The organism is Cryobacterium sp. TS_SC_7, assembly GCF_056156285.1.
The window spans coordinates 2829160-2851933 of the sequence record NZ_CM149589.1 but is presented as its reverse complement, the minus strand read 5'-3'; the positions used below and the strand labels follow the sequence as shown (position 1 = coordinate 2851933).

Below are 22774 nucleotides of genomic sequence, written 5' to 3'. Positions count from 1 at the left end.
GCGCTTCTACGCATAGTGTCCCCCCGTCTCGGCGCGACCCGTTCCGCCGGCCGCGTCTGCCGGCGGCAGCGGGCTGGGCGAGCTCGTCAGCGTTCCGCGCGCGCTGCGCGGCAGGGTCAGCCGGAAACAGGAGCCCTCGCCCGGGTGCGACCAGACCTGCAGCCAGCCGCCGTGCACGGAGGCGTCCTCGAGCGAGATGGAGAGTCCGAGGCCGGTGCCGCCGATGGTGCGCTTGCGCGACGGGTCGGCCCGCCAGAACCGGTCGAAAACGTGGGCCATTTCGGCCTGGCTCATGCCGAGCCCGTAGTCGCGGACCGACAGGGCCACCGCACTTTCGTTGCTGTCGACGGACACGATGATCGGCTTTCCCTCCCCATGCTCGATGGCATTGCCGATCAGGTTGTGCATGATGCGGCGGATGCGGCGGGGGTCGACGTCTGCGTCGAGGTGCCCACCCGGAGCCACGAGGGTCAACACCGTTCCCTTCGAATCCCCCAGCGAGCGCAGACCGTCGATGGCATCCTCGGCCAGGTGCACGAGATTGGTCGGTTCGGTCTCCAGCTGCACCGAACCGGCATCGTATTTGCTGATCTCGAGCAGATCGCTGAGCAGAAGCTCGAACCGCTCGACCTGCGCGTGCAGGAGCTCGGCCGTGCGCCCCACCGCCGGCGGGAAGGTGGACCGGTTGTCGAAGAGCACGTCGCCGGCCAGCCGGATCGTCGTCAGGGGGGTGCGGAGCTCGTGCGACACATCGGACACGAACCGTTGCTGCACCTCGGACAGGTCCGCGAGCTCCTTGATCTGACTCTGCAGGCTGTCCGCCATGCCGTTGAAGGACCGGGCCAGCGTCGCGATGACGTCCTCGCCCTTCTCCGGGATGCGCACGCCGAGATCACCGGAGGCGAGTCGCTGGCTGGTGGCGGCCGCGACCCGGATCGGCGTGACCACGAAGCGCACCACGATCCAGGTCACCGCCCCGATCAGCAGGATCAGCACCAGGCCGGCGATACCGAGGGTGCGCTGCACGAAACCCAGGGTCGACTCGGCGTCGGCCAGGCTATAGCCGATGTAAAGCTCATAGTCACCGGCGACCGGGACGGTGAGCTGCGACCCGACGACGATCCCGGGGATCTGGCCGCCGTCATCCGTGGTCAGAGTCACCGACTGCCAGAACTGCTCGCCCGGATTCTCCTGTACCTGCACGCGCAGATCGGTGGTGATCACGCCGGTCGAAGCGCCGAACGACGAGGAATCCTGGGGTGCCACGGTGGAGGCGTCCTGACCGGGCGCCCGGAAGATGGCGATCAGTTGGGACGAGGATGCCGCGGTGATCAGGGTGCGGGCCGAGCCCACCAGGGTCTGCACGTCCACCCGGTCGGCGGCGTCCGAGGCGTCGAAGATGCCCTGGGCTGCGGTCGTGGCCCGGTTCGATTCGACGAGGACCTGGTTCAGCCGGGATTGGAAGAGGTCGTTGCCCACGCTGACGGACACGTACACCCCGACCACCATGATGGCGACTCCGGAAAGCGCGACCGTGATCGTCACGGTCCGGAACTGCAGCGAGGATCGCCACAGACCGGCGACTCTGGCAGGCCCGGAACGCCACTCCCGCCAGATGCTGCGGTTGAACCCGGTGCGGCCGACCATCTGAAACCTAGCCGGCCGCGCCGGCCCGATAGCCGACCCCGCGCACCGTCATCACGATGCGAGGGTTGTCCGGGTCGTCTTCGACCTTGGCGCGCAGACGCTGGACGTGCACGTTGACGAGGCGGGTGTCCGCCTTGTAGTGGTAGCCCCAGACCTGCTCCAGCAGCATCTCCCGGGTGAAGACCTGCTGAGGCTTGGACGCGAGCGCCAGCAGCAGATCGAATTCGAGCGGGGTGAGATTGATCTGCCGCGTGCCCCGCCGCACCTCGTGCCCAGCGGCATCCACGACCAGGTCCCCGATCTGCAGGCTGGCGGGCGTCTCCGTCGGAACCGGGCGCAGACGGGTGCGGATGCGCGCGACCAGCTCCTTGGGGTTGAACGGCTTGACCATGTAGTCGTCGGCGCCCGATTCGAGGCCCTTGACGACATCCGTGGTGTCGGTTCTCGCCGTCAGCATGATGATGGGCGTTCCGGACTCCGCGCGGATCAGGCTGCACACCTCGATGCCGTCGAGGCCAGGAAGCATCAGGTCGAGCAGGACGAGGTCCGGCTTGACGGCGCGGAAGGCCTCCAGCGCCAGGGCACCGTCGGCGCAGAAGACCGGCTCGAACCCCTCGGCGTGCAGGACGATGCCGATCATCTCAGCCAGCGCGGTGTCATCATCGACGACAAGAATGCGTGCGTTCATCAAACCGTTTTCCACTCAGTCACCCAAAAATACCCCGGTGAGTCATGCAATCACTGGCCTAAGAGTAGTCGACGACACCGCCTGAACGCTCAACGCGCTCATTACTCTCCGAGGTATGCCAGCATAGAACTCGTGACGGACCCGCAGAACTGGCACTCCCCGACCGATGACTCACGCGGCAATCCGGCGGGAGACGGGCAAAACCCGCCTTCCGCGCCTTTCGTTCCTCCCGTTTTCGCGCCCCCGGCGGGCACGCCCGCACCGTACGCCATCGGCCAGCCCCCTGCCTGGGGTGCTCCGCCTGCCTGGACTCCCCCGCCGCGACCGGGATTGATCCCACTGCGCCCGCTCGGCTTCGGGACCCTTCTCTGGGCTCCGTTCCAGGTGCTGCGCCGCAACCCGAAGGCAACCTTCGGCAGCGCTCTGATCGTTCAGGGCGTCGTCGCCCTGGTCACCGTCGTGGTGGTCGGGCTGGTCACGTACTTCGCGCTCGGACGTGTGGACAACGCACCGTTGGAGGACCGCGCCGCCCTCGAAGCCGGCGCGACCCTGAGCATCGTGCTCTCCGCGCTCGTTCCGGTGGCGCTGGCGGTTCTTGCCTCCGCCATGCTGCAGGGCATCATCGTGATCGAGGTGGCCCGCGCGACGCTGGGCGAGAAGATGCGCCTCAGTGCCCTCTGGCGTGCGGTCCTGCCCCGCCTGTGGCCGCTGCTGCTCTGGACCATTCTCCTGAGCGCCGCAATGCTCGCCGCCCTCGCACTGGTGGTCGGGCTCGTCGTTCTTTTGGTCTCCCTGGGCGGAGCGGGAGTCGCCTTCGCGGTGCTCACCGGCATCCTCGGTTCACTCGCACTCATTGTGCTCGGTGCGTGGCTGCTGACGAAAACGTCGCTCGTGCCGAGTGTGATCGTGCTCGAGCGGCTCGGCCTCCGTGCCGCCGTGGCCCGGTCCTGGTCGCTGACGCAGGGCTATTTCTGGCGCACGCTCGGCGCCCAGTTCCTGGTGGCGCTGGTCGTGAACATCGTCTCGCAGATCGTCACGACGCCCCTGTCGCTTCTCTTCGGCGTCGCGACCACCCTCATCGACCCGAACGGGTCCTTCGAGGCGTATCTTCCGTCCATCCTCCTGTACGTGCTGACAATCCTGCTCGGCCTGGTGCTGGGCGCCGTCGCCGCCGTGGTGCAGTCATCCGTCACCGCACTCATCTACATCGACCTGCGGATGCGTAAGGAAGGCCTCGACCTCGAGCTGGCGCGGTTCGTCGAATCCGCGCCCGGCAGCGGTGAGGACCCCTACCGGCCGAAGCCGACAGCCGCTCCGGAGACTGCCCGGGCATGATCGGCGGGTGGCAGATTCACGCGGCGATCCGGGGAGCGATACCGGTCGAACCCGATGCGCCCGAGGCCCGGGACTGGCTGCGGGCGGAGCTGGCCAAGCCTCCCTACGCGGCAGCCCGGCCGACCTGGTTCGACCGGTTGTCCACCGCCGTGCTCGATTGGTTCGCCTCTCTCACTGCACCATCCGCTGACGGGTTGGCCCCCTGGGTTCCCCTCCTGGTGACCGTCGTTGTCGTGTTGCTGATCGGTGCCGCCATTCTCATCTTCGGCCTGCCCCGGCTGAACCGGCGCAGCCGACTCGCGACCGACCTCTTCGGGGTGGACGACCGGCGGACCGCCACTGACCTGCGACGCGCTGCCCTCGCCGCGGCCTCCCACCGGGACTGGAGCCTGGCCAGCGCCGAGATGTTCCGCGCCCTGGCGCGGGGCATGTCCGAGCGCACGATCCTGATGGTGACACCGGGCACGACAGCGCACTCCTTCGCCGCCCGGGCTGCCAAGTCCTTCCCCGGCGAGCGGGTGCGCCTGGCCGAGGCCGCCGAGTTGTTCGACGGCGTGCGCTACCTGGGAATCGAGGGAACCGAGCAGCGGTTCCTGGCCCTGGCAGCGTTGGAGAGCGATCTCCGCTCCGCCCGGCCGATCCACCGCGAAGACCCGACACCGACGCGACAGCCATGAGTCTCCTCACACAGGCACCGTCCGAGCCCCCGGCAGACGCCGTAGCCACCACACCCACCCTGCGCGCCGCGGGACGTCGAGCACGGTTCTGGCTTGTGGCCGGTGCCGGGGCCCTGCTCGTGGCCGTGGTCAGCACCGTGCTCGCCGTCGGCGGCGCGGACGGCGAGCCCCTCGCCGCGGACAGCGCGACGCCGGTCGGAGCGCGGGCGCTGGTCGAGGTGCTCCGTCAACAGGGCGTCATTGTCACGGCCGCCGACAGCCTCGACGAGGCACGCACCCTGACATCCGCCGCCGGCGATCCCACCGTCTTCTTCTTCGACCCCGACGGGCTCCTCAGCGCTGACCAGCTCACCGCGATGGCGAGGCTCGCCCCGCGCACGATCGTCGCGTCCCCGGATTTCCTGACCCTGCAGACGCTCGCCCCCGCCGCCGGCTTCGGTGGGGTGTCCCAGGCCACGGCCTCGCCCGCCCGCTGCACGCTCCCGGCCGCGGTCAAGGCCGACACGGTCTCGCCCGGCGGGCCGACCCTCACCATCCCGGCGGAGGCCGACGGACTGACCGGATGCTTCCCCTCGGGAGACAACGCTTACGCCCTGATCCAGACGGCCGCGTCCGACCGCACCCTCACCCTGCTCGCCGACGGGACCCTGTTCAACAACGAACGGATCATCGAGGCCGGCAACGCCGCCCTCGCGCTCAACCTGCTCGGGGCCGGCGACGAGCTCATCTGGTATCTGCCGACGATCGCCGACGTGCCGGGGACGGGGTCGCCGTCGCTCGGCGAGCTCACTCCCGGCTGGGTGACCCCCACCCTGGTGCTGCTGGTTCTGGTGACGGTGGCCGCGGCGGTCTGGCGCGGACGTCGCTTCGGTCCGCTCGTGGCCGAGAATCTGCCGGTCACCGTGCGCGCCAGCGAGACGATGGAGGGTCGCGCCCGGCTCTACGCTCGCAGCAACGCCCGCCTGCGCGCCCTCGACGCGCTTCGTGTCGGGGCCGTGCAGCGCCTGGCCGGTCAGGTCGGGCTGTCCCGCCTGGCCACCCTGGACGAGGTGATCGTGCTGGTCGCCTCCGTGACCGACCGGCCCTCCGGGGAGGTGCGGCTGGTGCTCGTGGACGCCATTCCGGCGACCGACGCCGAACTGGTCGCCCTGTCCGACCGCATCCTGGAACTCGAGCGGGCCACGGCCCGCGCGACCACGCCCCTGCCACCCGAAAGAATGGACTCATGAGCACTCACACCGCTGTCGATACCCTGCGCGCATCCCTCGCCCAGGTGCGCACCGAGGTCGGCAAAGCCGTCGTCGGACAGGATGGCGCCGTGACCGGGCTGATCATCGCGCTGCTCGCCCGCGGCCACGTGCTGCTCGAGGGAGTGCCGGGCGTCGCCAAGACGCTCCTGGTGCGTTCCCTGAGCCACGCGCTCAGCCTGGAGACGAAGCGGGTGCAGTTCACCCCGGACCTGATGCCCGGCGACGTGACCGGTTCCCTCGTCTACGACGCCAGGGTGGGCGACTTCGAGTTCCGCAAGGGCCCCGTCTTCACGAACATCCTGCTGGCCGACGAGATCAACCGCACCCCGCCGAAAACGCAGTCCGCCCTGCTCGAGGCCATGGAGGAACGCCAGGTCAGCGTCGACGGGCTGTCGCTCCCCCTGCCGGACCCGTTCATCGTCGCCGCGACCATGAACCCGATCGAATACGAGGGCACGTACACGCTGCCGGAGGCGCAGCTCGACCGGTTCCTGCTCAAGCTCGTGCTCGACGTGCCCGAACGCGACGCCGAATTCGAGGTCCTGCGGCGCCACGCCGAAGGATTCAACCCGCGCGATCTCGCGGGCGCAGGCGTCACGGCCGTGCTCGGAGCCGATGAACTGCTGGCGGCACAGGCGGCTGTGGCAGCCGTGGGATCCAGCCCCGACGTTCTCGCGTACATCGTCGACCTGGCCCGGGCCACGCGGAGCAGTCCGTCGGTCAAGCTCGGGGTGAGCCCGCGCGGCACGACCGCGCTGCTCGCCGCGGCCAAGGCCTGGGCCTGGTTGAGCGGGTACGACTCGATCACCCCCGACCACGTCCAGGCGATGGTGCTGCCGGTCTGGCGGCACCGCGTGCAGCTTCGACCGGAAGCCGAACTCGAAGGCGTCTCCGTAGACGCGATCCTGCGGGCAGTGCTCGCCCAGGTGCAGGTGCCGATCTAAGTGACGCTCACCGGCCGGTTCGTTGCCCTCCTCGCGCTCGGTGTCGTGCCGATCGTGCTGCTCGGGCGCACCCCGGCAATGGCAACCGCCGTGTTGGGACTGTGGGTGCTGGCCGCGCTGGCCCTCGGCATCCTGGATCTCTCGCTGGCCGGCTCGCCACGGCGGGTCGCACTCACGCGCAGCCTGCCGACCCGGGTGCGCCTCGGCGAGAGCGTGACGAGCGACCTGTACCTGACCAACACCGGCACCCGCCGCCTGAACATGGTCGTCCGGGATGCCTGGCAGCCGTCGGCCGGTGCCGGCAACAACCGCACGAGGCTGGCCTTGCCGCCCGGGGAACGGCGACTGGTGTCGCTGCAGCTGACACCCACCCGGCGCGGCGAACGACGCGTGGACCGGGTCACGGTGCGCTCCTTCGGGCCGCTCGGGCTGTGGGCGCGGCAGGCCACCCTGCAGGCACCCGGGCAGATCCGCGTGCTGCCGCCCTTCACCGCGCGCAAGCACCTGCCCTCACGCATCACGAGGCTCAAGGAGCTGGACGGGCGCACCAGCCTGATGGTGCGCGGCCAGGGCACCGAGTTCGATTCGCTGCGAGAATACGTGCGCGGCGACGACGTGCGCTCGATCGATTGGCGGGCCACGGCCCGGCACAACGACGTCATGGTGCGCACCTGGCGCCCCGAACGGGACCGCCGTGTGGTGGTGCTGATCGACAGTGGCCGCACCTCGGCCGCACGCGTCGACGACGAGCCTCGCCTCGACACAGCCTTCGAGGCCTCGTTACTGTTGGCCGCACTGGCCTCCACGGCGGGAGATCACGTCGACTTCATCGCGTACGACCGTCGGGTGCGGGGCCGGGTGCAGGGCGCCCAAGGGGCAGAGCTGCTCTCGCGGATGGTCGACACCATGGCCCTGATCGAACCGGAGTTGATCGAAACGGACTGGGCCGCCGTTCCCGCGCAGGTACGCGCGGTGACGAGCCGCCAGGCCCTGGTCGTGCTGATCACCTCGATCGACGCGGCCGGAGCGTCGAGCGCGCTGCTGTCGGTGCTGCCCCAGTTGACTCGGCGTCACACCGTGATCGTGGCATCCGTCACCGACCCCACGACGCTGGCGGCGACTCATGAGCGCGGCAACCGTGAGGAGGTCTACCGGGCAGCGGCCGCGGTGCGCGCCCTGCTCGACGTGGCCCGGGTGTCCGCGGCCATCCGCCGGCAAGGCGCGGAGGTCGTCACGGGGTCTCCCGCCGATCTGCCGCCCGCGCTGGCCGACCGATACATCGCACTCAAGGCCGCCGGGCGGCTCTGACCTGGCTCAGGCCGAAAAAATCCGGGTGCTGCCGGCGTCGAATTCCGCCAGGTCACCTGTTTCACCGGCTCGCACGGCCCTCCGGCCGAGCACGAGCATATAGGCAAGGAAGGCCAGCAGGGCCGCCGCGCCGATTCCGATCTTGACGGGCCAGGGCCAGGGCGCCGGTGTGACGAACCCTTCGATCACCCCGGAGACGAAGAGCACGAAGACCAGCCCGATCGCGACCGTCGACAGCGCCCGGGCATCCTCGGCCAGAGCCTGCGCGCGCGTGCGGGCGCCCGGTGCGATCCAGGCCCAGAAGATCCGCAGTCCCCCGGCGGCGGCCACGAAGATCGCGGTCAATTCGAGCATGCCGTGCGGAAGGATGTAGAGGAAGAACACGTCGCCCTTGCCGTAGGCGAACATGACGGCGGCCGTGATTCCCACGTTCTGCGCGTTCTGCAACACGATGTAGGGAACGTAGACGCCGAGGATGCCGAAGGCGATGCACTGGGCCGCGATCCAGGCATTGTTGGTCCAGACCAAACCGGTGAAGGACGCAGCCGGATTCTCCGAGTAATAGTCAACGAAGTCTTCGTTCACCAGCTTCTGGAGCGCGGCGTCGGAACCGATAGCCGCCAGGGCCTCCGGGTTACCCGTGATCCAAACCGCGTAGAGTGCGGCAACCGCGATCGTCACCACCGCCACTGCCAGGGTGAGCCAGCGCAGACGGTACAGCGCGGCCGGTAGTTGCAGGATGAAGAAACGCGGAATCTGGGAGATCACATTGGCGCCGGCACCGGTGAACTTGAGTCGCGCCCGAGACAGTCCCACCGACAGCCGGTCCCCCTCGAGGGTCGACCCTGCCGACGATTTGAGGGCCGACAGCTGGGTCGCCCCGGACTGGTACCGCTCGATCAACTCGTCTGCCTGCGCGCCGGAGAGCCGCCGCTGCTTGCCGAGCTCAGCCAGGCGGTCCCACTCGGCGCGGTGCGCCGCTGAATACGCGTCAAGGTCCATCTGATCTAATAGTAGACATGGACCAGCCGGGCAAGGTGGCCGATCACGGCCAATATTCATGGAGTGAGCAGGAATTGGTCACCGGCGAGGCCGTTGCCCTCGATGTGCGCCCGGCCAGCATCATCCTGCGTGCCGCAGGAACGATCATCGACTGGGTCACGTATCTGCTCCTGTTCCTGGCCATGGCCTTCCTCGTCGGGTCACTCACGGGAGTGGCCATCGACGACACCCTCGGCCGGGCGCTCGGAATCGCCGGCCTGGTCGTCTGCCTCCTGGTTGTGCCGATGTCCGTCGAAGCGGCCACCGGCGGTCGCTCACTCGGCAAGCTCGCTATCGGCGCCCGCATCGTGCGCGATGACGGTGGCGCCATTCAACTGCGCCACGCCTTCATCCGTGCGCTTCTCGGCGTCATCGAGATCTATCTGACGTTCGGCGGCCTCGCCGCCACCACAGCACTCCTGAACGGAAAATCCAAGCGCCTCGGCGATCTGCTGGCTGGCACCTATAGCCAGCATGAGCGGGTTCCGCGCGTGCCTGACCGCACGGTCGTCCTGCCGCCGGAACTGGCTGCGTGGGCCCAGACGGTCGATATTCTGAGGATGCCGGACCGCCTCTCGCGCAGAATTGCGCAGTTCCTGGGGCAGGCCGAAAAACTGAACCCGGAGACTCGGTTGCGCCTCGCCGCCAGTCTCGCCGACGAGGCCGCACCGTTCGTGTCGCCGAAGCCCGTGGCTTCCCCAGAGGTTCTCCTGGCCGGCGTCGCCGCGGTGCGACGCGATCGGGAATCCACCGCTCTGCAGCTCGAACGCGACCGGTTGGACCGCCTGCAGCCCATCTTGCATGCTCTGCCGCACAACTTCCCGCAGCGCTAGCCCTCCGGCCCCTGACGAAAGAAGGCCACTGCACGGCCTCCTCGTGGCGCAGGGTGTGGTGATGGGCGCAGGGTGTAGCGTGCGCCGGTTTCCACAGGGTGCGCCCCAGCACCGAGACGCTCGCGTGTGTGGCCTCGTGTGGGGCGGAATGTGCCCACGATTGTTCCCGTTCCGGTCGAGAGTGGCCGTTTTGCTGGGCACTCTCGACCGGAACGGGAACAGTCACGACTGGTTAACGGGGGAAGGCCACCCCGTGGGGTGGCCTTGTGTTTCTGGTGTGTGTGGTTAAAGCACAATGGCCACCCCGGGGGGTGGCCTTGTGTTTCTGGTGTGTGTGGTTAAAGCACAATGGCCACCCCGGGGGGTGGCCATTGTGTGTTTCAAGTTAAGTCCGGCGGTGTCCTACTCTCCCACAGGGTCCCCCCTGCAGTACCATCGGCGCAGAGAGTCTTAGCTTCCGGGTTCGGAATGTGACCGGGCGTTTCCCTCTCGCTATAGCCGCCGAAACATCTTTCGATGAATCGATTCTATATTTTTTAGTTATAGAGCCCTCACACAGTTGTTGCCGGTGAGGGCGTTGTTCTCGACCGTACATCGAGAACCACATAGTGGACGCTTGCAGCTTATTCAAACTGTTGTGTTATCAAATTATTGGCTTATTAGTACCGGTCAGCTCCAAGGGTCTTTAGTCCCCTCTTCCACATCCGGCCTATCAACGCAGTAGTCTAGCTGCGAGCCTCTCCCCCGAAGGGATGGAAATCTCATCTCGAAGCCGGCTTCCCGCTTAGATGCTTTCAGCGGTTATCCGTTCCGAACGTAGCTAATCAGCGGTGCTCCTGGCGGAACAACTGACACACCAGAGGTTCGTCCATCCCGGTCCTCTCGTACTAGGGATAGATCTTCTCAAATTTCCTGCGCGCGCAGCGGATAGGGACCGAACTGTCTCACGACGTTCTAAACCCAGCTCGCGTACCGCTTTAATGGGCGAACAGCCCAACCCTTGGGACCTACTCCAGCCCCAGGATGCGACGAGCCGACATCGAGGTGCCAAACCATGCCGTCGATATGGACTCTTGGGCAAGATCAGCCTGTTATCCCCGAGGTACCTTTTATCCGTTGAGCGACAGCGCTTCCACAAGCCACTGCCGGATCACTAGTCCCGACTTTCGTCCCTGCTCGACTTGTCAGTCTCACAGTCAAGCTCCCTTGTGCACTTACACTCGACACCTGATTGCCAACCAGGTTGAGGGAACCTTTGGGCGCCTCCGTTACTTTTTAGGAGGCAACCGCCCCAGTTAAACTACCCACCAGGCACTGTCCCTGAACCGGATCACGGTTCGAAGTTAGATATCCAATATGACCAGAGTGGTATTTCAACGATGACTCCACCTGAACTAGCGTCCAAGCTTCAAAGTCTCCCACCTATCCTACACAAGCCACACCGAACACCAATACCAAGCTGTAGTAAAGGTCACGGGGTCTTTCCGTCCTGCTGCGCGTAACGAGCATCTTTACTCGTAATGCAATTTCGCCGAGTTCGCGGTTGAGACAGCTGGGAAGTCGTTACGCCATTCGTGCAGGTCGGAACTTACCCGACAAGGAATTTCGCTACCTTAGGATGGTTATAGTTACCACCGCCGTTTACTGGGGCTTAAATTCTCAGCTTCGCCTTGCGGCTAACCGTTCCTCTTAACCTTCCAGCACCGGGCAGGCGTCAGTCCGTATACATCGTCTTGCGACTTGGCACGGACCTGTGTTTTTAGTAAACAGTCGCTTCCCACTGGTCTCTGCGGCCTTCGAACGCTCCAGGAGTAAATCCCTTCACGCCTCAGGCCCCCCTTCTCCCGAAGTTACGGGGGCATTTTGCCGAGTTCCTTAACCACGATTCTCTCGATCTCCTTAGTATTCTCTACCTGATCACCTGAGTCGGTTTGGGGTACGGGTGACTAAAACCTCGCGTCGATGCTTTTCTTGGCAGCATAGGATCACTGATTTCGTCCGTGAGGACTACCCATCGGGTCTCAGCCTTATATGAGAGACGGATTTGCCTATCTCTCGGCCTACATCCTTAGACCGGGACAACCATCGCCCGGCTCAGCTACCTTCCTGCGTCACACCTGTTAATACGCTAACCGCACCAGCATAGGGTCGCACGCTAGGCCCCACGCTTCACCCCGAAGGGATCCATCTAGGGGATTCAGATGCTTAGCATTACTGGATTAGTTTGGGCGGTTTTTCGCCAGTACGGGAATATAAACCCGTTGTCCATCGACTACGCCTGTCGGCCTCGCCTTAGGTCCCGACTTACCCAGGGCGGATTAGCCTGGCCCTGGAAACCTTGATCTTTCGGAGGACGGGTTTCTCACCCGTCTTTCGCTACTCATGCCTGCATTCTCACTCGTGTAGCCTCCACGGCTGGTTTACACCGCCGCTTCGCTGGCCACACGACGCTCTCCTACCCATCAACACGGCTGAACCAACACAACAAGTGTGCGGCTTACCAAAAATATCAATGCCACAACTTCGGTGGCGTGCTTGAGCCCCGTTACATTGTCGGCGCGGAATCACTTGACCAGTGAGCTATTACGCACTCTTTCAAGGGTGGCTGCTTCTAAGCCAACCTCCTGGTTGTCTGTGCAACTCCACATCCTTTCCCACTTAGCACGCGCTTTGGGACCTTAGTTGGTGGTCTGGGTTGTTTCCCTCTCGACGATGAAGCTTATCCCCCACCGTCTCACTGCTGCGCTCTCACTTACCGGCATTCGGAGTTTGGCTGACGTCAGTAAGCTTTTAGGCCCCATCGGCCATCCAGTAGCTCTACCTCCGGCAAGAAACACGCAACGCTGCACCTAAATGCATTTCGGAGAGAACCAGCTATCACGAAGTTTGATTGGCCTTTCACCCCTATCCACAGCTCATCCCCTCCATTTTCAACTGAAGTGGGTTCGGTCCTCCACGACGTCTTACCGTCGCTTCAACCTGGCCATGGATAGATCACTTCGCTTCGGGTCTAGGACATGCGACTGAATCGCCCTATTCAGACTCGCTTTCGCTACGCATTCCCCTCTCGGGTTAAGCTCGCCACATATCACTAACTCGCAGGCTCATTCTTCAAAAGGCACGCTGTCACCAGAACAAAGCTGGCTCCAACGGTTTGTAAGCAAACGGTTTCAGGTACTATTTCACTCCCCTCCCGGGGTACTTTTCACCTTTCCCTCACGGTACTTGTTCACTATCGGTCATGTAGGAGTATTTAGGCTTATCAGGTGGTCCTGACGGATTCACACGGGATTTCTCGGGCCCCGTGCTACTTGGGATACTCTTCGGGCGATTGCTGCATTTCGACTACGGGGTTCGCACCCTCTATGACCAGGCTTTCAATCCTGTTCGTCTATACAACGTTCTAACCCTCACTGTTCGGCAGAAGCAGCAGAAAAGTCCCGCAACCCCGACCATGCAACGCCTGCCGGCTATCACACATGATCGGTTTAGCCTCATCCGGTTTCGCTCGCCACTACTAACGGAATCACTATTGTTTTCTCTTCCTGTGGGTACTGAGATGTTTCACTTCCCCACGTTCCCTCTACCCGCCCTATATATTCAGGCGGGAGTCACCAGGTCACTCAAAGAGGCCTGGCGGGGTTTCCCCATTCGGAAATCCTCGGATCACAGTTCGTTTATCAACTCCCCGAGGCTTATCGCAGATTACTACGTCCTTCTTCGGCTCTACATGCCAAGGCATTCACCGTTTGCTCTTAGAAATTTGAAATCACATGAGTTTGAATCGATTAAGAATCGTAAAACTCGAAAGTCTCACGATCGAAATTGACCAATGATCACAGCACTGAATAAATTCAGTGCTTAGATCTTTGTAATTTGCTGTCCGAAGACAGTCAAATTTAAGATGCTCGCGTCCACTGTGTAGTTCTCAAAGTACGGGCGGTACCCTCACCTGCCCACGATTGATGTGAACAGGAAAAGGTCCAGAGGAAAAGTCCAACCAGGGTCTCGACAAGCTCGACCACCGATTGTTCCGGTCCCTCAGGACCCAACAGCGTGCATATGCGTTTCGTTCACCGACAAACCATTCCAACTCCCGAAGGAGCGTACCGGGTTCAGCGGTGTTCTCAACGCATCAATGTCAATGTTCCACCCATGAGCGCCACCGGGAAACATGTGTTCCCGTAATGGCTTGGCAGTGTTACCCCGCTGTATACAGACGGCACTGCTGTGCTCCTTAGAAAGGAGGTGATCCAGCCGCACCTTCCGGTACGGCTACCTTGTTACGACTTAGTCCTAATCACCGATCCCACCTTCGACAGCTCCTCCCCTTGCGGGTTAGGCCACTGGCTTCGGGTGTTACCGACTTTCATGACTTGACGGGCGGTGTGTACAAGGCCCGGGAACGTATTCACCGCAGCGTTGCTGATCTGCGATTACTAGCGACTCCGACTTCATGAGGTCGAGTTGCAGACCTCAATCCGAACTGAGACCGGCTTTTTGGGATTCGCTCCACCTTGCGGTATTGCAGCCCTTTGTACCGGCCATTGTAGCATGCGTGAAGCCCAAGACATAAGGGGCATGATGATTTGACGTCATCCCCACCTTCCTCCGAGTTGACCCCGGCAGTATCCCATGAGTTCCCACCATTACGTGCTGGCAACATAGGACGAGGGTTGCGCTCGTTGCGGGACTTAACCCAACATCTCACGACACGAGCTGACGACAACCATGCACCACCTGTATAGAGACCTTGCGGGGCGACTGTTTCCAGACGTTTCCTCTATATGTCAAGCCTTGGTAAGGTTCTTCGCGTTGCATCGAATTAATCCGCATGCTCCGCCGCTTGTGCGGGCCCCCGTCAATTCCTTTGAGTTTTAGCCTTGCGGCCGTACTCCCCAGGCGGGGAACTTAATGCGTTAGCTGCGACACGGAGACCGTGGAATGGTCCCCACATCTAGTTCCCAACGTTTACGGCATGGACTACCAGGGTATCTAATCCTGTTCGCTCCCCATGCTTTCGCTCCTCAGCGTCAGTTACGGCCCAGAGATCTGCCTTCGCCATTGGTGTTCCTCCTGATATCTGCGCATTCCACCGCTACACCAGGAATTCCAATCTCCCCTACCGCACTCTAGTCTGCCCGTACCCACTGCAGGCCCGAGGTTGAGCCTCGGGTTTTCACAGCAGACGCGACAAACCGCCTACGAGCTCTTTACGCCCAATAATTCCGGACAACGCTTGCACCCTACGTATTACCGCGGCTGCTGGCACGTAGTTAGCCGGTGCTTTTTCTGCAGGTACCGTCACTTTCGCTTCTTCCCTACTAAAAGAGGTTTACAACCCGAAGGCCGTCGTCCCTCACGCGGCGTTGCTGCATCAGGCTTTCGCCCATTGTGCAATATTCCCCACTGCTGCCTCCCGTAGGAGTCTGGGCCGTGTCTCAGTCCCAGTGTGGCCGGTCACCCTCTCAGGCCGGCTACCCGTCGTCGCCTTGGTGAGCCATTACCTCACCAACTAGCTGATAGGCCGCGAGCTCATCCTTGACCAAAATTCTTTCCACCCCCAGAGATGCCTCCAAGGGTCGTATCCGGTATTAGACGTCGTTTCCAACGCTTATCCCAGAGTCAAGGGCAGATTGCTCACGTGTTACTCACCCGTTCGCCACTAATCAGAGAAGCAAGCTCCTCATCATCGTTCGACTTGCATGTGTTAAGCACGCCGCCAGCGTTCGTCCTGAGCCAGGATCAAACTCTCCGTAAATGTTTGATTGCACGACCCGACCCTTCGACAAGCTCAGGGACCGAGACGGCACATCTAGTGTGACTGACCGCCGGAATAGGCGGACCAGACACAAGTTTGAAACTGACAGAACAAATCATTACTGACTTGCTTTGTTGTTTAAATGTTTTCCAAAGGAATCTCCTGATCCTTCACCGCTAGAAACGGATCCAAATCACGAGGTTTTTGGCATTTGACATTGTGCACGCTGTTGAGTTCTCAAGGATCGGACGCACCCGACTTCAGGCCCTATAATGGGCTGTCGCTTCGGGGCAACTTGTATAACTTACCTGCCCGGCCACACCCTGTCAAATCAAGGCCGGCAGCCTGTTTCGAGTGCACTAAAGCGACTCACAACAACTACCAACCAAGCCACAACAAGAAGCCGGGGAGAGTTACTATCTTAGGCCTCCCCCGCACCGATCCGAAACGGATACACGCACTGGGCGAAGCTAAAAACTTTGGTTCCACGTGAGGCCGGGAAGCTCTGCGGCTTTCCGCACCTGTGGGGTACGTTTGAATACATTACGGTCCCCGCGCGGGGCCGTCAAAACCAGAAACCGCCCGGGCGTGTCACACCCCGAAAGGCAGAACGACCGGGCGGCATCCGCGCAGGTTTACTTCAAAACTGGTGTTTCCTCGCTGACAGTTACCGGCGTGGAGGCCTCGTCGGCCGGGACGCGCACCGGACCCAGGTTCCCGCGGTACTTCCACAGACCGATGCCCACCACGATGCCCGCCAGCAGCATCGACATCAGGAGTTCCTGGCGCGTGCGTTCCAGGATCGCCATACCCACGAGCAGGGCAACGATCGCGGCGATGGCCACCCAGGTGAGGTAGGGGAACGCCCACATCTTCAGGGACAGCCGGCTCGCGGCATCCGTACCCATGCGGCGGCGGAGCAGGAGCTGTGAGACGGCGATGACCAACCAGACGAGGAGCGCGATCGCGCCCGAGGTGTTCACCAGGAAGAGGAAGACAGTGTCGGGGTACAGGTAGTTCATCCCCACCGTGATGAACCCCACCACCGTTGACGACAGCACTGCACCGCGCGGAACGCCGCGGACGGAGATCTTGGACCACGCCTTGGGTGCGTCACCGCGCTCGGACAGGGAGAAGAGCATGCGGCTCGCGGTGTAGAGACCCGAGTTCAGGCAGGAGAGCACGCTGGTCAGAACGATGATGTCCATGATCGTGCCGGCCCCCGGGATTCCGTAGAGCTCGATCACGGCGACATAGGGGCTCTTCGCCACGGAGGCGCTGTTCCAGGGGAGCAGCGTGACGACGATGGCGATGGAGCCGATGTAGAAGACCAGGATGCGCCAGACCGTGGACTTGACGGCCTTCTTGACGGCGTCGACGGGGTTCTCGGATTCGCCGGCCGCGATGGTGGCGATCTCCGCACCGAAGAACGAGAACACGACCACGAGCACACCGCCGAGCACAGCGCCGCTGCCGCTGGGGAAGAACCCGCCGTTGCCGGTGAGGTTGCTCATACCCGGCGCTGCGACCCCGGGCATCAGCCCGATGATGGCCACGACACCGAGCAGCAGGAAGATCGCGATGGCCGCCACCTTGATCGACGCGAACCAGAACTCGAATTCACCGAACATCTTGACGGAGGCGACGTTGGTGAGCGTGAGGAGCACCATCAAGATCAGCGCCCAGACCCACTGGTCCACTTCGGGCACCCAGCGGTGCACGATCGCAGCGCCGGCCGTGGCCTCGATCCCGAGCACGATGATCCAGAACCAGGCGTACAACCAACCGATGCTCAGCCCGGCCCAGCGACCGAGGGCCTTGTCGGCGTAGCTGGAGAATGATCCGGTTTCCGGATGCGCCGCAGCCATTTCGCCCAGCATGCGCATGACCAGGATGACGAGCAGCCCGGCGAGGGTGTAGGCCACCAGGATGCCCGGGCCGGCTTGCTGGATCGCCGCGCCCGAACCGACGAAGAGGCCGGCGCCGATCACTCCGGCGATGGCGATCATCGAGAGGTGGCGCGGTTTGAGGGTCTTGGCCAGGTGCCGTTCTCCCCCGCTCTGCTCTGCGGATGAAGGTTCTGTGTCCGTCAGGTTGGCCATGTCACTCCTGTTTCAGTGGGAACCAGCCGCCGCGACGGTGCGGTCGGCCTGGATCCGTTGGGGATCGTGAATCCGTCGGGAATCGTGGATCCGTGGGGATGCGTGTGTCAGCGTATGTCACCCGAACAAGGGCGTCGAAACCGACACGGGGGCCGAAACGTGCTCGTAACCTGAGCTTTACACCTGACGCCGCCGGGACCTGGCAGGTCTACGCCCCCTGGATCAGAGCCAGAGCCTCGTCGCGGATGCGCACCATCACCTCGGGGGTGGCGGCCTCCACCGTGAGGCACAGAACCGACTCCAACGCCGGCTGCTGCCCCGGCTCCATCGCTTCATCCGACGTCGCCGGGCGCACGTTCAACCACCAGAACGCTTCATCGGCGCTCGTCATCCCGGTGACCGTGAGACCGTCGAACTCCTCGAAATCGGCGTCTCCCATCCAGGTGTCGACGATGCGCGCATACACCGCGGGCACGCTCTCGACCGAGCAGCCGATCTCGCCGGAATGGGAGTAGGGCAGGGCATCCGTCGCCAGTTCGGACAGTGGGCGGGGCTGGGAGCCGACCTCCGCGAGCACCTGCAATGCCGCGAGCAGGCCGCTGTCTGCGGACCAGAACGAGGGGAAAAAGTAGTCGCCGGAGTGACCGCAGCCGAAGACGGCGCCTGTCGCGCGCAGCTCGGCCCGCATCAGCTCACCGCCGACCGGCGTGGGGAGCGCATGGGCGCCGGCGGCCTCGATGGTCTCCGGCACCACGCGGGAGACGGTGTGGTCGTACAGTACCGACAGGTCCTGACCCGGGTTCTCGGCACGCGCCCGCTCGATCTGACGCCGGCAGAGGATGGCCCCGATCGCGGACGGGGCCACGACGGAACCGGTCTCATCGATCACGACACAGCGGCCTGCGTCGGTGTCGAACCCGAGTCCAAGGTCGGCATCGTGCTGAATCACGGCGTTCTTCAGGTCGACGAGTGTGGCCGGAGCAGCCAGGTCGACCAGGTGCGGCTCGGGGTCGGGGGTGAACGGGAGGGAGACGACGGTGACGGGCAGGGCGATCGCTTCTGGTGCTGTCGCGTTCGGGTTGCCGAGAACAGCCGGGGCGCTGGCCGAAGCCGCCCCGCCGCCGGCGTCGACCACGACGGTGAGCGGGCGGATGCCGCGGAGGCCGACCAGAGCGCGCAGGGCCGCCGCGTAGTCAGCCAGAAGATCGAGCTCACGCCGGCCGCCGGGCACGGTCACCGGCATCGGTCCGTCGGCCAGATACGCAATGGCGCGGTCGCGGATGGCCCCGAGCCCGTGGTCCAGGCTGACCTCCAGCGCGCCCGCGCGCAGCACGGTCAGCGCTGCCCCGGCACCCGGCGGAACGGAGATGAAGGCGGCCGGGGCGTTGAGAGTGCCCGAGCCGAAACGGATCTGGTCCGAGCCGCACCTGCCGAGGTCGACGACGGTCGCACCACGCGACTGCGCACCGCGCGTGAAGGCGGCCACGAGATCCACCGGCTCGCTCCCGGCATACCCGATGAGCACTTCGCGGCTCTGCGCGCCGACCTCGTCGACGAAGGCGGCGGCCAGGGCGGCCACCAGATCGGCGGTCAGTGGTGCGGCGGCCGTGCCGCGCACCTCATGCGGGCCGACGGCGGCGGCGAGGCGAGCGGCGGCATCCGTCGGGGGCGTCACGCTTCGGCTCCGTCGGATTCGGATTCGGACGCGGACGCGGACGCCGCCTCGCCCGGCGAGCGGAGCCGCATCAGCTGCCAGCCCTGCGGGGCTGTGGTGAGCCTGGCGTGCCGGGCGCACAGGTCGAACGTGTGGGGCTCCCGCTGAATGGCAAGCGGACCGAGCACGGCCATGGCGTCGACGTAGTCGAAGGTGAGTGTCGCGGCGGATTCCTCCGGGCAGGCGACGCGGGAACAGGGCCTGAATGACATTGCCTACAGGCTACCCGTTCGACCAGCCGAACTAGGATGAGGTTATGTCTCGAGCTCGCCCTTCCGCAGCGTCGACCCCGGCCCCCGTTCAGCGCGGTCGCGGCCGGGACCGGCACGGCCGGGGCATCCGCAGCTCGGTCACCGGTCCGTACCTGCCGCCGTTGCAGACCCGGATCGACACCTTCGACATGACCGTGGCCTCGACCGTCGACTACCTGCGATCGGTCCTGCCGGACCAGCTCTCGGACGTGACGTTCGAGGTGGCCGCGGGGCCCGCCTCGGTTCTCCCGGGGATCGGCGTCGAACGGTGGACCGTGTACCCCGCCGAGCGTCGGGTGCTGTTCTACCGCCTGCCGATCCAGCGCCTGACTCGGCTGCACCGCGATGACGACCTGCACCGCCGGATGGTGATCGAGAGCTGCGTGTTCCGCGCGATCGCCGAACTGCTCGGCAAGGACCCCTGGGATCTGGCCCCGGATCGGTTCCGGCACTTCTAGGTCTGCCCTCGCCTGCCTTTTCAGCGTTTTCGGCTGACGCAGCACTCCCGCGTACTCCTATTGCGACCGGGTTTTTCCCGGTCGCTTTTTTGTGCCCGAACCGGGCTATCACGGGCCTCCCAAAGGAATCTGCAACCAATTCGAACTAATTCCAAACCGTTTGACGGAGGGGACCGAACCTCATTCAGCACCAAGAACCCGCTGAATCCCAACCACAGACACGAAGGATTTCCTCATGCGCAAGCTCACCAAGACCACGCTCAGCCTCGCCACCGCGGGCCTCCTCATCGCCGGCCTCGCCGCCTGCTCGACCACCGCCGATGCGACCGCGCCGGCAGAGAGCAACTCCTCCTCCGAGGAGGCGACCCCCAAGGCCGTCGCCTCGATCCCCGCGCTGTCAGGCGTCGACACGTCTGTTCTCCTCGACGCCGACTTCGCCGCGGCTTTGACCAGCCTCGGCCTCACCCCCGGCACCGTGGGAACCGCGACCTTGACCGACGGCAGCCTGCACTTCCCGATCACCGGTGGAAACGTCGACTACTACGACCCCGAAGAGGACTACCGCCCCTACGTGCAGGGCTCGATCGAGCACGAGGGCTCCGGCTTCTCCCTGACCGCCGGCGAGACCGTGGTCGAACTGACCAACTTCACCATCGACCCCGGCACCAGCAAGCTGTTCGGTGACGTGAGCGTCAATGGCGAGTCGGCCGCCACCCAGGTTCTCCTCTTCAACCTGTACGGCGGAACACTCAAGCCGCTGCAGATGGACGGCGACAACGCCATCCTCGAGGGCACCACCGTGCACATCTCCGCTGAGGCTGCCGGCCTGCTCAACGACACGTTCATGACGGATGCCGTCGCTGACCAGCTCCTGGTGGGCATCGCGAAGATCACGGTCGCCACCAAGTAGAACCCCGACTCTGAAGGGCTCGCTGCGCTCTCGCGCAGCGGGCCCTTTCGTGTTGCTCCGCGGTGGTCGAGCGTGTCGGTGGTCGAGCGTGTCGGGACCCGGTGGTCGAGCGTGTCGAGACCCGGTGGTCGAGCTTGTCGGTGGTCGAGCCTGTCGAGACCCGGTGGTCGAGCCTGTCGAGACCCGGTGCGCCACTGCCTGGAGGCCGCCCCTGGGCATCCGTCGTCGTCGCGCCAATCGCGGAGATTTTCGCGACACGCCGATCACCGGGCCAGCAGAACCGGCGTTTCCCGAAAATCTCCGCAGTTGCGTGACGACGGATGCGCGCGAAGAACCCGGTGACGGATGCCCCGCGCCTCCCCACGGTGACCACTTCTCCTCCTCCACAAACCGGGTTTGATCGGGTTATCCACAGGGCGCCGTGGGGTGTCGGCCGGGGCCTCTGAATGTCAGTGGTCGCCCGTAACGTGTCCCTCATGAAGACCTCGTACAGCGAGCAGCAGCAAACCCTCGGGCGTCACTTCGACGTCATCCGGGAGACGCAGGCGGACTCCGCACGGGTGGCCGCACGCCTGGCCGCGCAGGTCGATAAGGCGCGACTCTGCGCCGAGGCCGGCGCAGCCCAGGCAGCGCGGGCTGCGCCGGTCGCCGGGGTGCCCCTCGCCCGGTGGGACGCCGCAATGATCGCCGAACGGGAGTTCGTGACCGAACTGGCCTGCACCCTGCGGCTGCCGGTGCGGTCCACGGAGACCCTGATCGCCGAAAGCCGGACCCTCTTGCACGAACTGCCGGCAACGCGGGCCGCGTTGCAGGCCGGGTCGATCACGTATCGGCACGCGCAGGCGATCATGCACCAGGCGTGGTCGCTGCCCGCGGAGGCACTGGCCGGGTTCGAACAGGCCCTCCTGAAGTCCGCACCGCACCTGACGGTGGCGAACCTGAAGTACAAGGCGCGCGTGCTGCGGGAACGGCTGCACCCGGAAACGATCACCGCCCGGCACCAGAAACCCGTCGCTGACCGGCGGGTGGTCTTCGAACCCGAGGCCGACGGGATGGCGTCACTGTCCTGGGTCGACTCGGCGGAAAAAGTGAAAGCAGCGTACGACCGACTCACGGTTACGGCGATGAGTTCTCAGTGCCCGGAGGAGGCCCGCACGCTGACTCAACTGCGGGCGGATACGTTCGCCGACCTGATCCTCGACGGGGTCACCGCGTCGGGTGTCGGCAAAGGTGTCCGCGGCACCGTGCATGTCACCGTCCCGGTGCTGACCCTCCTCGGCCACTCGGAGGAACCCGGCCATCTCGAGGGATACGGACCGATCGACCCTGACACCGCCCGGGAGATCGCGGCCCGGGCGCCGAGTTTCATCCGGATCCTGACCCACCCGGAAACCGGGGTCGTGCTGTCTGTCGGCCGCACCCGGTACAAGGTGCCGAAACACCTGAGACGGTACCTGCGGGTGCGGGACGAAACCTGCCGGTGGCCGGGCTGCCGCCGCGCGGCGGCGCATTCCGACCTCGACCACACCCTCGACTGGCAATTCGAAGGGATCACCGCGCACGACAATCTTGCGCACCTCTGCCCGGCCGACCATGCACTGAAATCGGAGACCCGGTGGAGCTACGTGCACCTGGCCGACGGAACGTTGAAGTGGACCTCGCCGACGGGGCGCACGTTCGTCAGTGAGCCGGCCACGATCATCCGTGCACCGGAAACAGCGCGACCACCGCGACAGCCGGACTCGGAGGAACCGGCGCCGTTCTGAGCCGGGGTTTCGAGCGGGGTTTCGAGCGGGGTTTCGACAGGCTCAACCACCGGGTTTCGACAAGCTCAACCACCGGGGTTTCGAGCGGG

At 64.5% G+C, this 22774-nt stretch carries 15 protein-coding genes and 3 rRNA genes; 9 read left to right on the top strand and 9 right to left on the bottom strand.

What is annotated here, in order from left to right:
• Positions 1 to 6: 6 nt before the first annotated feature.
• Both mtrB and mtrA read right to left on the bottom strand, forming a co-directional pair.
• Positions 7 to 1647 carry an MtrAB system histidine kinase MtrB gene (mtrB, locus tag AC0J5J_RS13075; protein ID WP_474898400.1) on the bottom strand — a complete coding sequence of 547 codons (1641 nt, stop codon included), beginning with the start codon at positions 1645 to 1647 and terminating at the stop codon, positions 7 to 9.
• 7 nt (positions 1648 to 1654) lie between these two features.
• Positions 1655 to 2335: an MtrAB system response regulator MtrA gene (gene mtrA, locus AC0J5J_RS13070; protein WP_134424499.1), complete on the bottom strand. Its 681-nt coding sequence runs from the start codon at positions 2333 to 2335 to the stop codon at positions 1655 to 1657.
• A gap of 330 nt (positions 2336 to 2665) precedes the next feature.
• Between mtrA and AC0J5J_RS13065 the strand changes: the two genes are divergently transcribed.
• Genes AC0J5J_RS13065 through AC0J5J_RS13045 form a run of 5 tightly spaced genes read left to right on the top strand, consistent with a single transcriptional unit; the run spans position 2666 to position 7849 of the window.
• Positions 2666 to 3670: a hypothetical protein gene (locus AC0J5J_RS13065; protein WP_134424500.1), complete on the top strand. Its 1005-nt coding sequence runs from the start codon at positions 2666 to 2668 to the stop codon at positions 3668 to 3670.
• The gene (locus tag AC0J5J_RS13060) at positions 3667 to 4347 is read left to right on the top strand and encodes a DUF4129 domain-containing protein (protein ID WP_474898398.1); all 681 of its coding nucleotides are present in this window, start codon (positions 3667 to 3669) and stop codon (positions 4345 to 4347) included. Before AC0J5J_RS13065 ends, AC0J5J_RS13060 begins: the two co-directional genes overlap by 4 nt.
• Positions 4344 to 5576, top strand: a complete 1233-nt coding sequence (locus AC0J5J_RS13055; protein WP_474898397.1) for a DUF4350 domain-containing protein — start codon at positions 4344 to 4346, stop codon at positions 5574 to 5576. Before AC0J5J_RS13060 ends, AC0J5J_RS13055 begins: the two co-directional genes overlap by 4 nt.
• Positions 5573 to 6541, top strand: coding sequence for an AAA family ATPase (locus AC0J5J_RS13050; RefSeq protein ID WP_134424503.1), 969 nt, complete (start codon positions 5573 to 5575; stop codon positions 6539 to 6541). The genes AC0J5J_RS13055 and AC0J5J_RS13050 overlap by 4 nt, the downstream gene beginning before the upstream one ends.
• On the top strand, positions 6542 to 7849 hold the full coding sequence (locus tag AC0J5J_RS13045; RefSeq protein WP_474898395.1) for a DUF58 domain-containing protein: 1308 nt from the start codon (positions 6542 to 6544) through the stop codon (positions 7847 to 7849). It begins immediately after the preceding gene.
• A 6-nt stretch (positions 7850 to 7855) separates the two neighbouring features.
• On the opposite strand, the gene AC0J5J_RS13040 is transcribed toward AC0J5J_RS13045, so the two are convergent.
• The gene (locus AC0J5J_RS13040; RefSeq protein ID WP_474898393.1) at positions 7856 to 8851 is read right to left on the bottom strand and encodes a stage II sporulation protein M; all 996 of its coding nucleotides are present in this window, start codon (positions 8849 to 8851) and stop codon (positions 7856 to 7858) included.
• A gap of 17 nt (positions 8852 to 8868) precedes the next feature.
• Between AC0J5J_RS13040 and AC0J5J_RS13035 the strand changes: the two genes are divergently transcribed.
• Complete coding sequence (locus AC0J5J_RS13035) at positions 8869 to 9723, top strand: RDD family protein (RefSeq protein WP_474898391.1); 855 nt, start codon at positions 8869 to 8871, stop codon at positions 9721 to 9723.
• Between the two features lie 389 nt (positions 9724 to 10112).
• On the opposite strand, the gene rrf is transcribed toward AC0J5J_RS13035, so the two are convergent.
• The 6 genes from rrf to AC0J5J_RS13005 form a co-directional block, all read right to left on the bottom strand.
• Positions 10113 to 10229, bottom strand: a 5S ribosomal RNA gene (gene rrf, locus AC0J5J_RS13030).
• Positions 10230 to 10362: 133 nt separating this feature from the next.
• A 23S ribosomal RNA gene (locus tag AC0J5J_RS13025) occupies positions 10363 to 13492 on the bottom strand.
• A 472-nt stretch (positions 13493 to 13964) separates the two neighbouring features.
• Positions 13965 to 15484: ribosomal RNA gene (locus AC0J5J_RS13020) — 16S ribosomal RNA — on the bottom strand.
• The 16S, 23S and 5S rRNA genes sit together here, the layout of an rRNA operon.
• A gap of 635 nt (positions 15485 to 16119) precedes the next feature.
• Entirely contained in the window at positions 16120 to 17586 is a 1467-nt protein-coding gene (locus tag AC0J5J_RS13015) for an amino acid permease (protein ID WP_474898389.1), read from the bottom strand.
• Positions 17587 to 17794: 208 nt separating this feature from the next.
• The gene (locus AC0J5J_RS13010; RefSeq protein ID WP_474898388.1) at positions 17795 to 19261 is read right to left on the bottom strand and encodes a phosphohexomutase domain-containing protein; all 1467 of its coding nucleotides are present in this window, start codon (positions 19259 to 19261) and stop codon (positions 17795 to 17797) included.
• Positions 19258 to 19512 carry a DUF3499 family protein gene (locus AC0J5J_RS13005; RefSeq protein WP_474898386.1) on the bottom strand — a complete coding sequence of 85 codons (255 nt, stop codon included), beginning with the start codon at positions 19510 to 19512 and terminating at the stop codon, positions 19258 to 19260. The genes AC0J5J_RS13010 and AC0J5J_RS13005 overlap by 4 nt, the downstream gene beginning before the upstream one ends.
• Positions 19513 to 19556: 44 nt before the next feature.
• Here AC0J5J_RS13005 and AC0J5J_RS13000 point away from each other — a divergent pair, with 44 nt between their 5' ends.
• The 3 genes from AC0J5J_RS13000 to AC0J5J_RS12990 all read left to right on the top strand — a co-directional run bounded on the left by AC0J5J_RS13000 (position 19557) and on the right by AC0J5J_RS12990 (position 22685).
• A complete protein-coding gene (locus tag AC0J5J_RS13000) occupies positions 19557 to 20009 on the top strand; it encodes a metallopeptidase family protein (protein ID WP_134424869.1) in 453 nt (150 codons plus the stop codon).
• A gap of 235 nt (positions 20010 to 20244) precedes the next feature.
• Positions 20245 to 20919 (top strand): DcrB/PsbP domain-containing protein, encoded by a 675-nt coding sequence (locus AC0J5J_RS12995; protein WP_134424868.1) that lies wholly within the window; start codon positions 20245 to 20247, stop codon positions 20917 to 20919.
• A 476-nt stretch (positions 20920 to 21395) separates the two neighbouring features.
• Entirely contained in the window at positions 21396 to 22685 is a 1290-nt protein-coding gene (locus tag AC0J5J_RS12990; RefSeq protein WP_474898384.1) for an HNH endonuclease signature motif containing protein, read from the top strand.
• Positions 22686 to 22774: the final 89 nt, after the last annotated feature.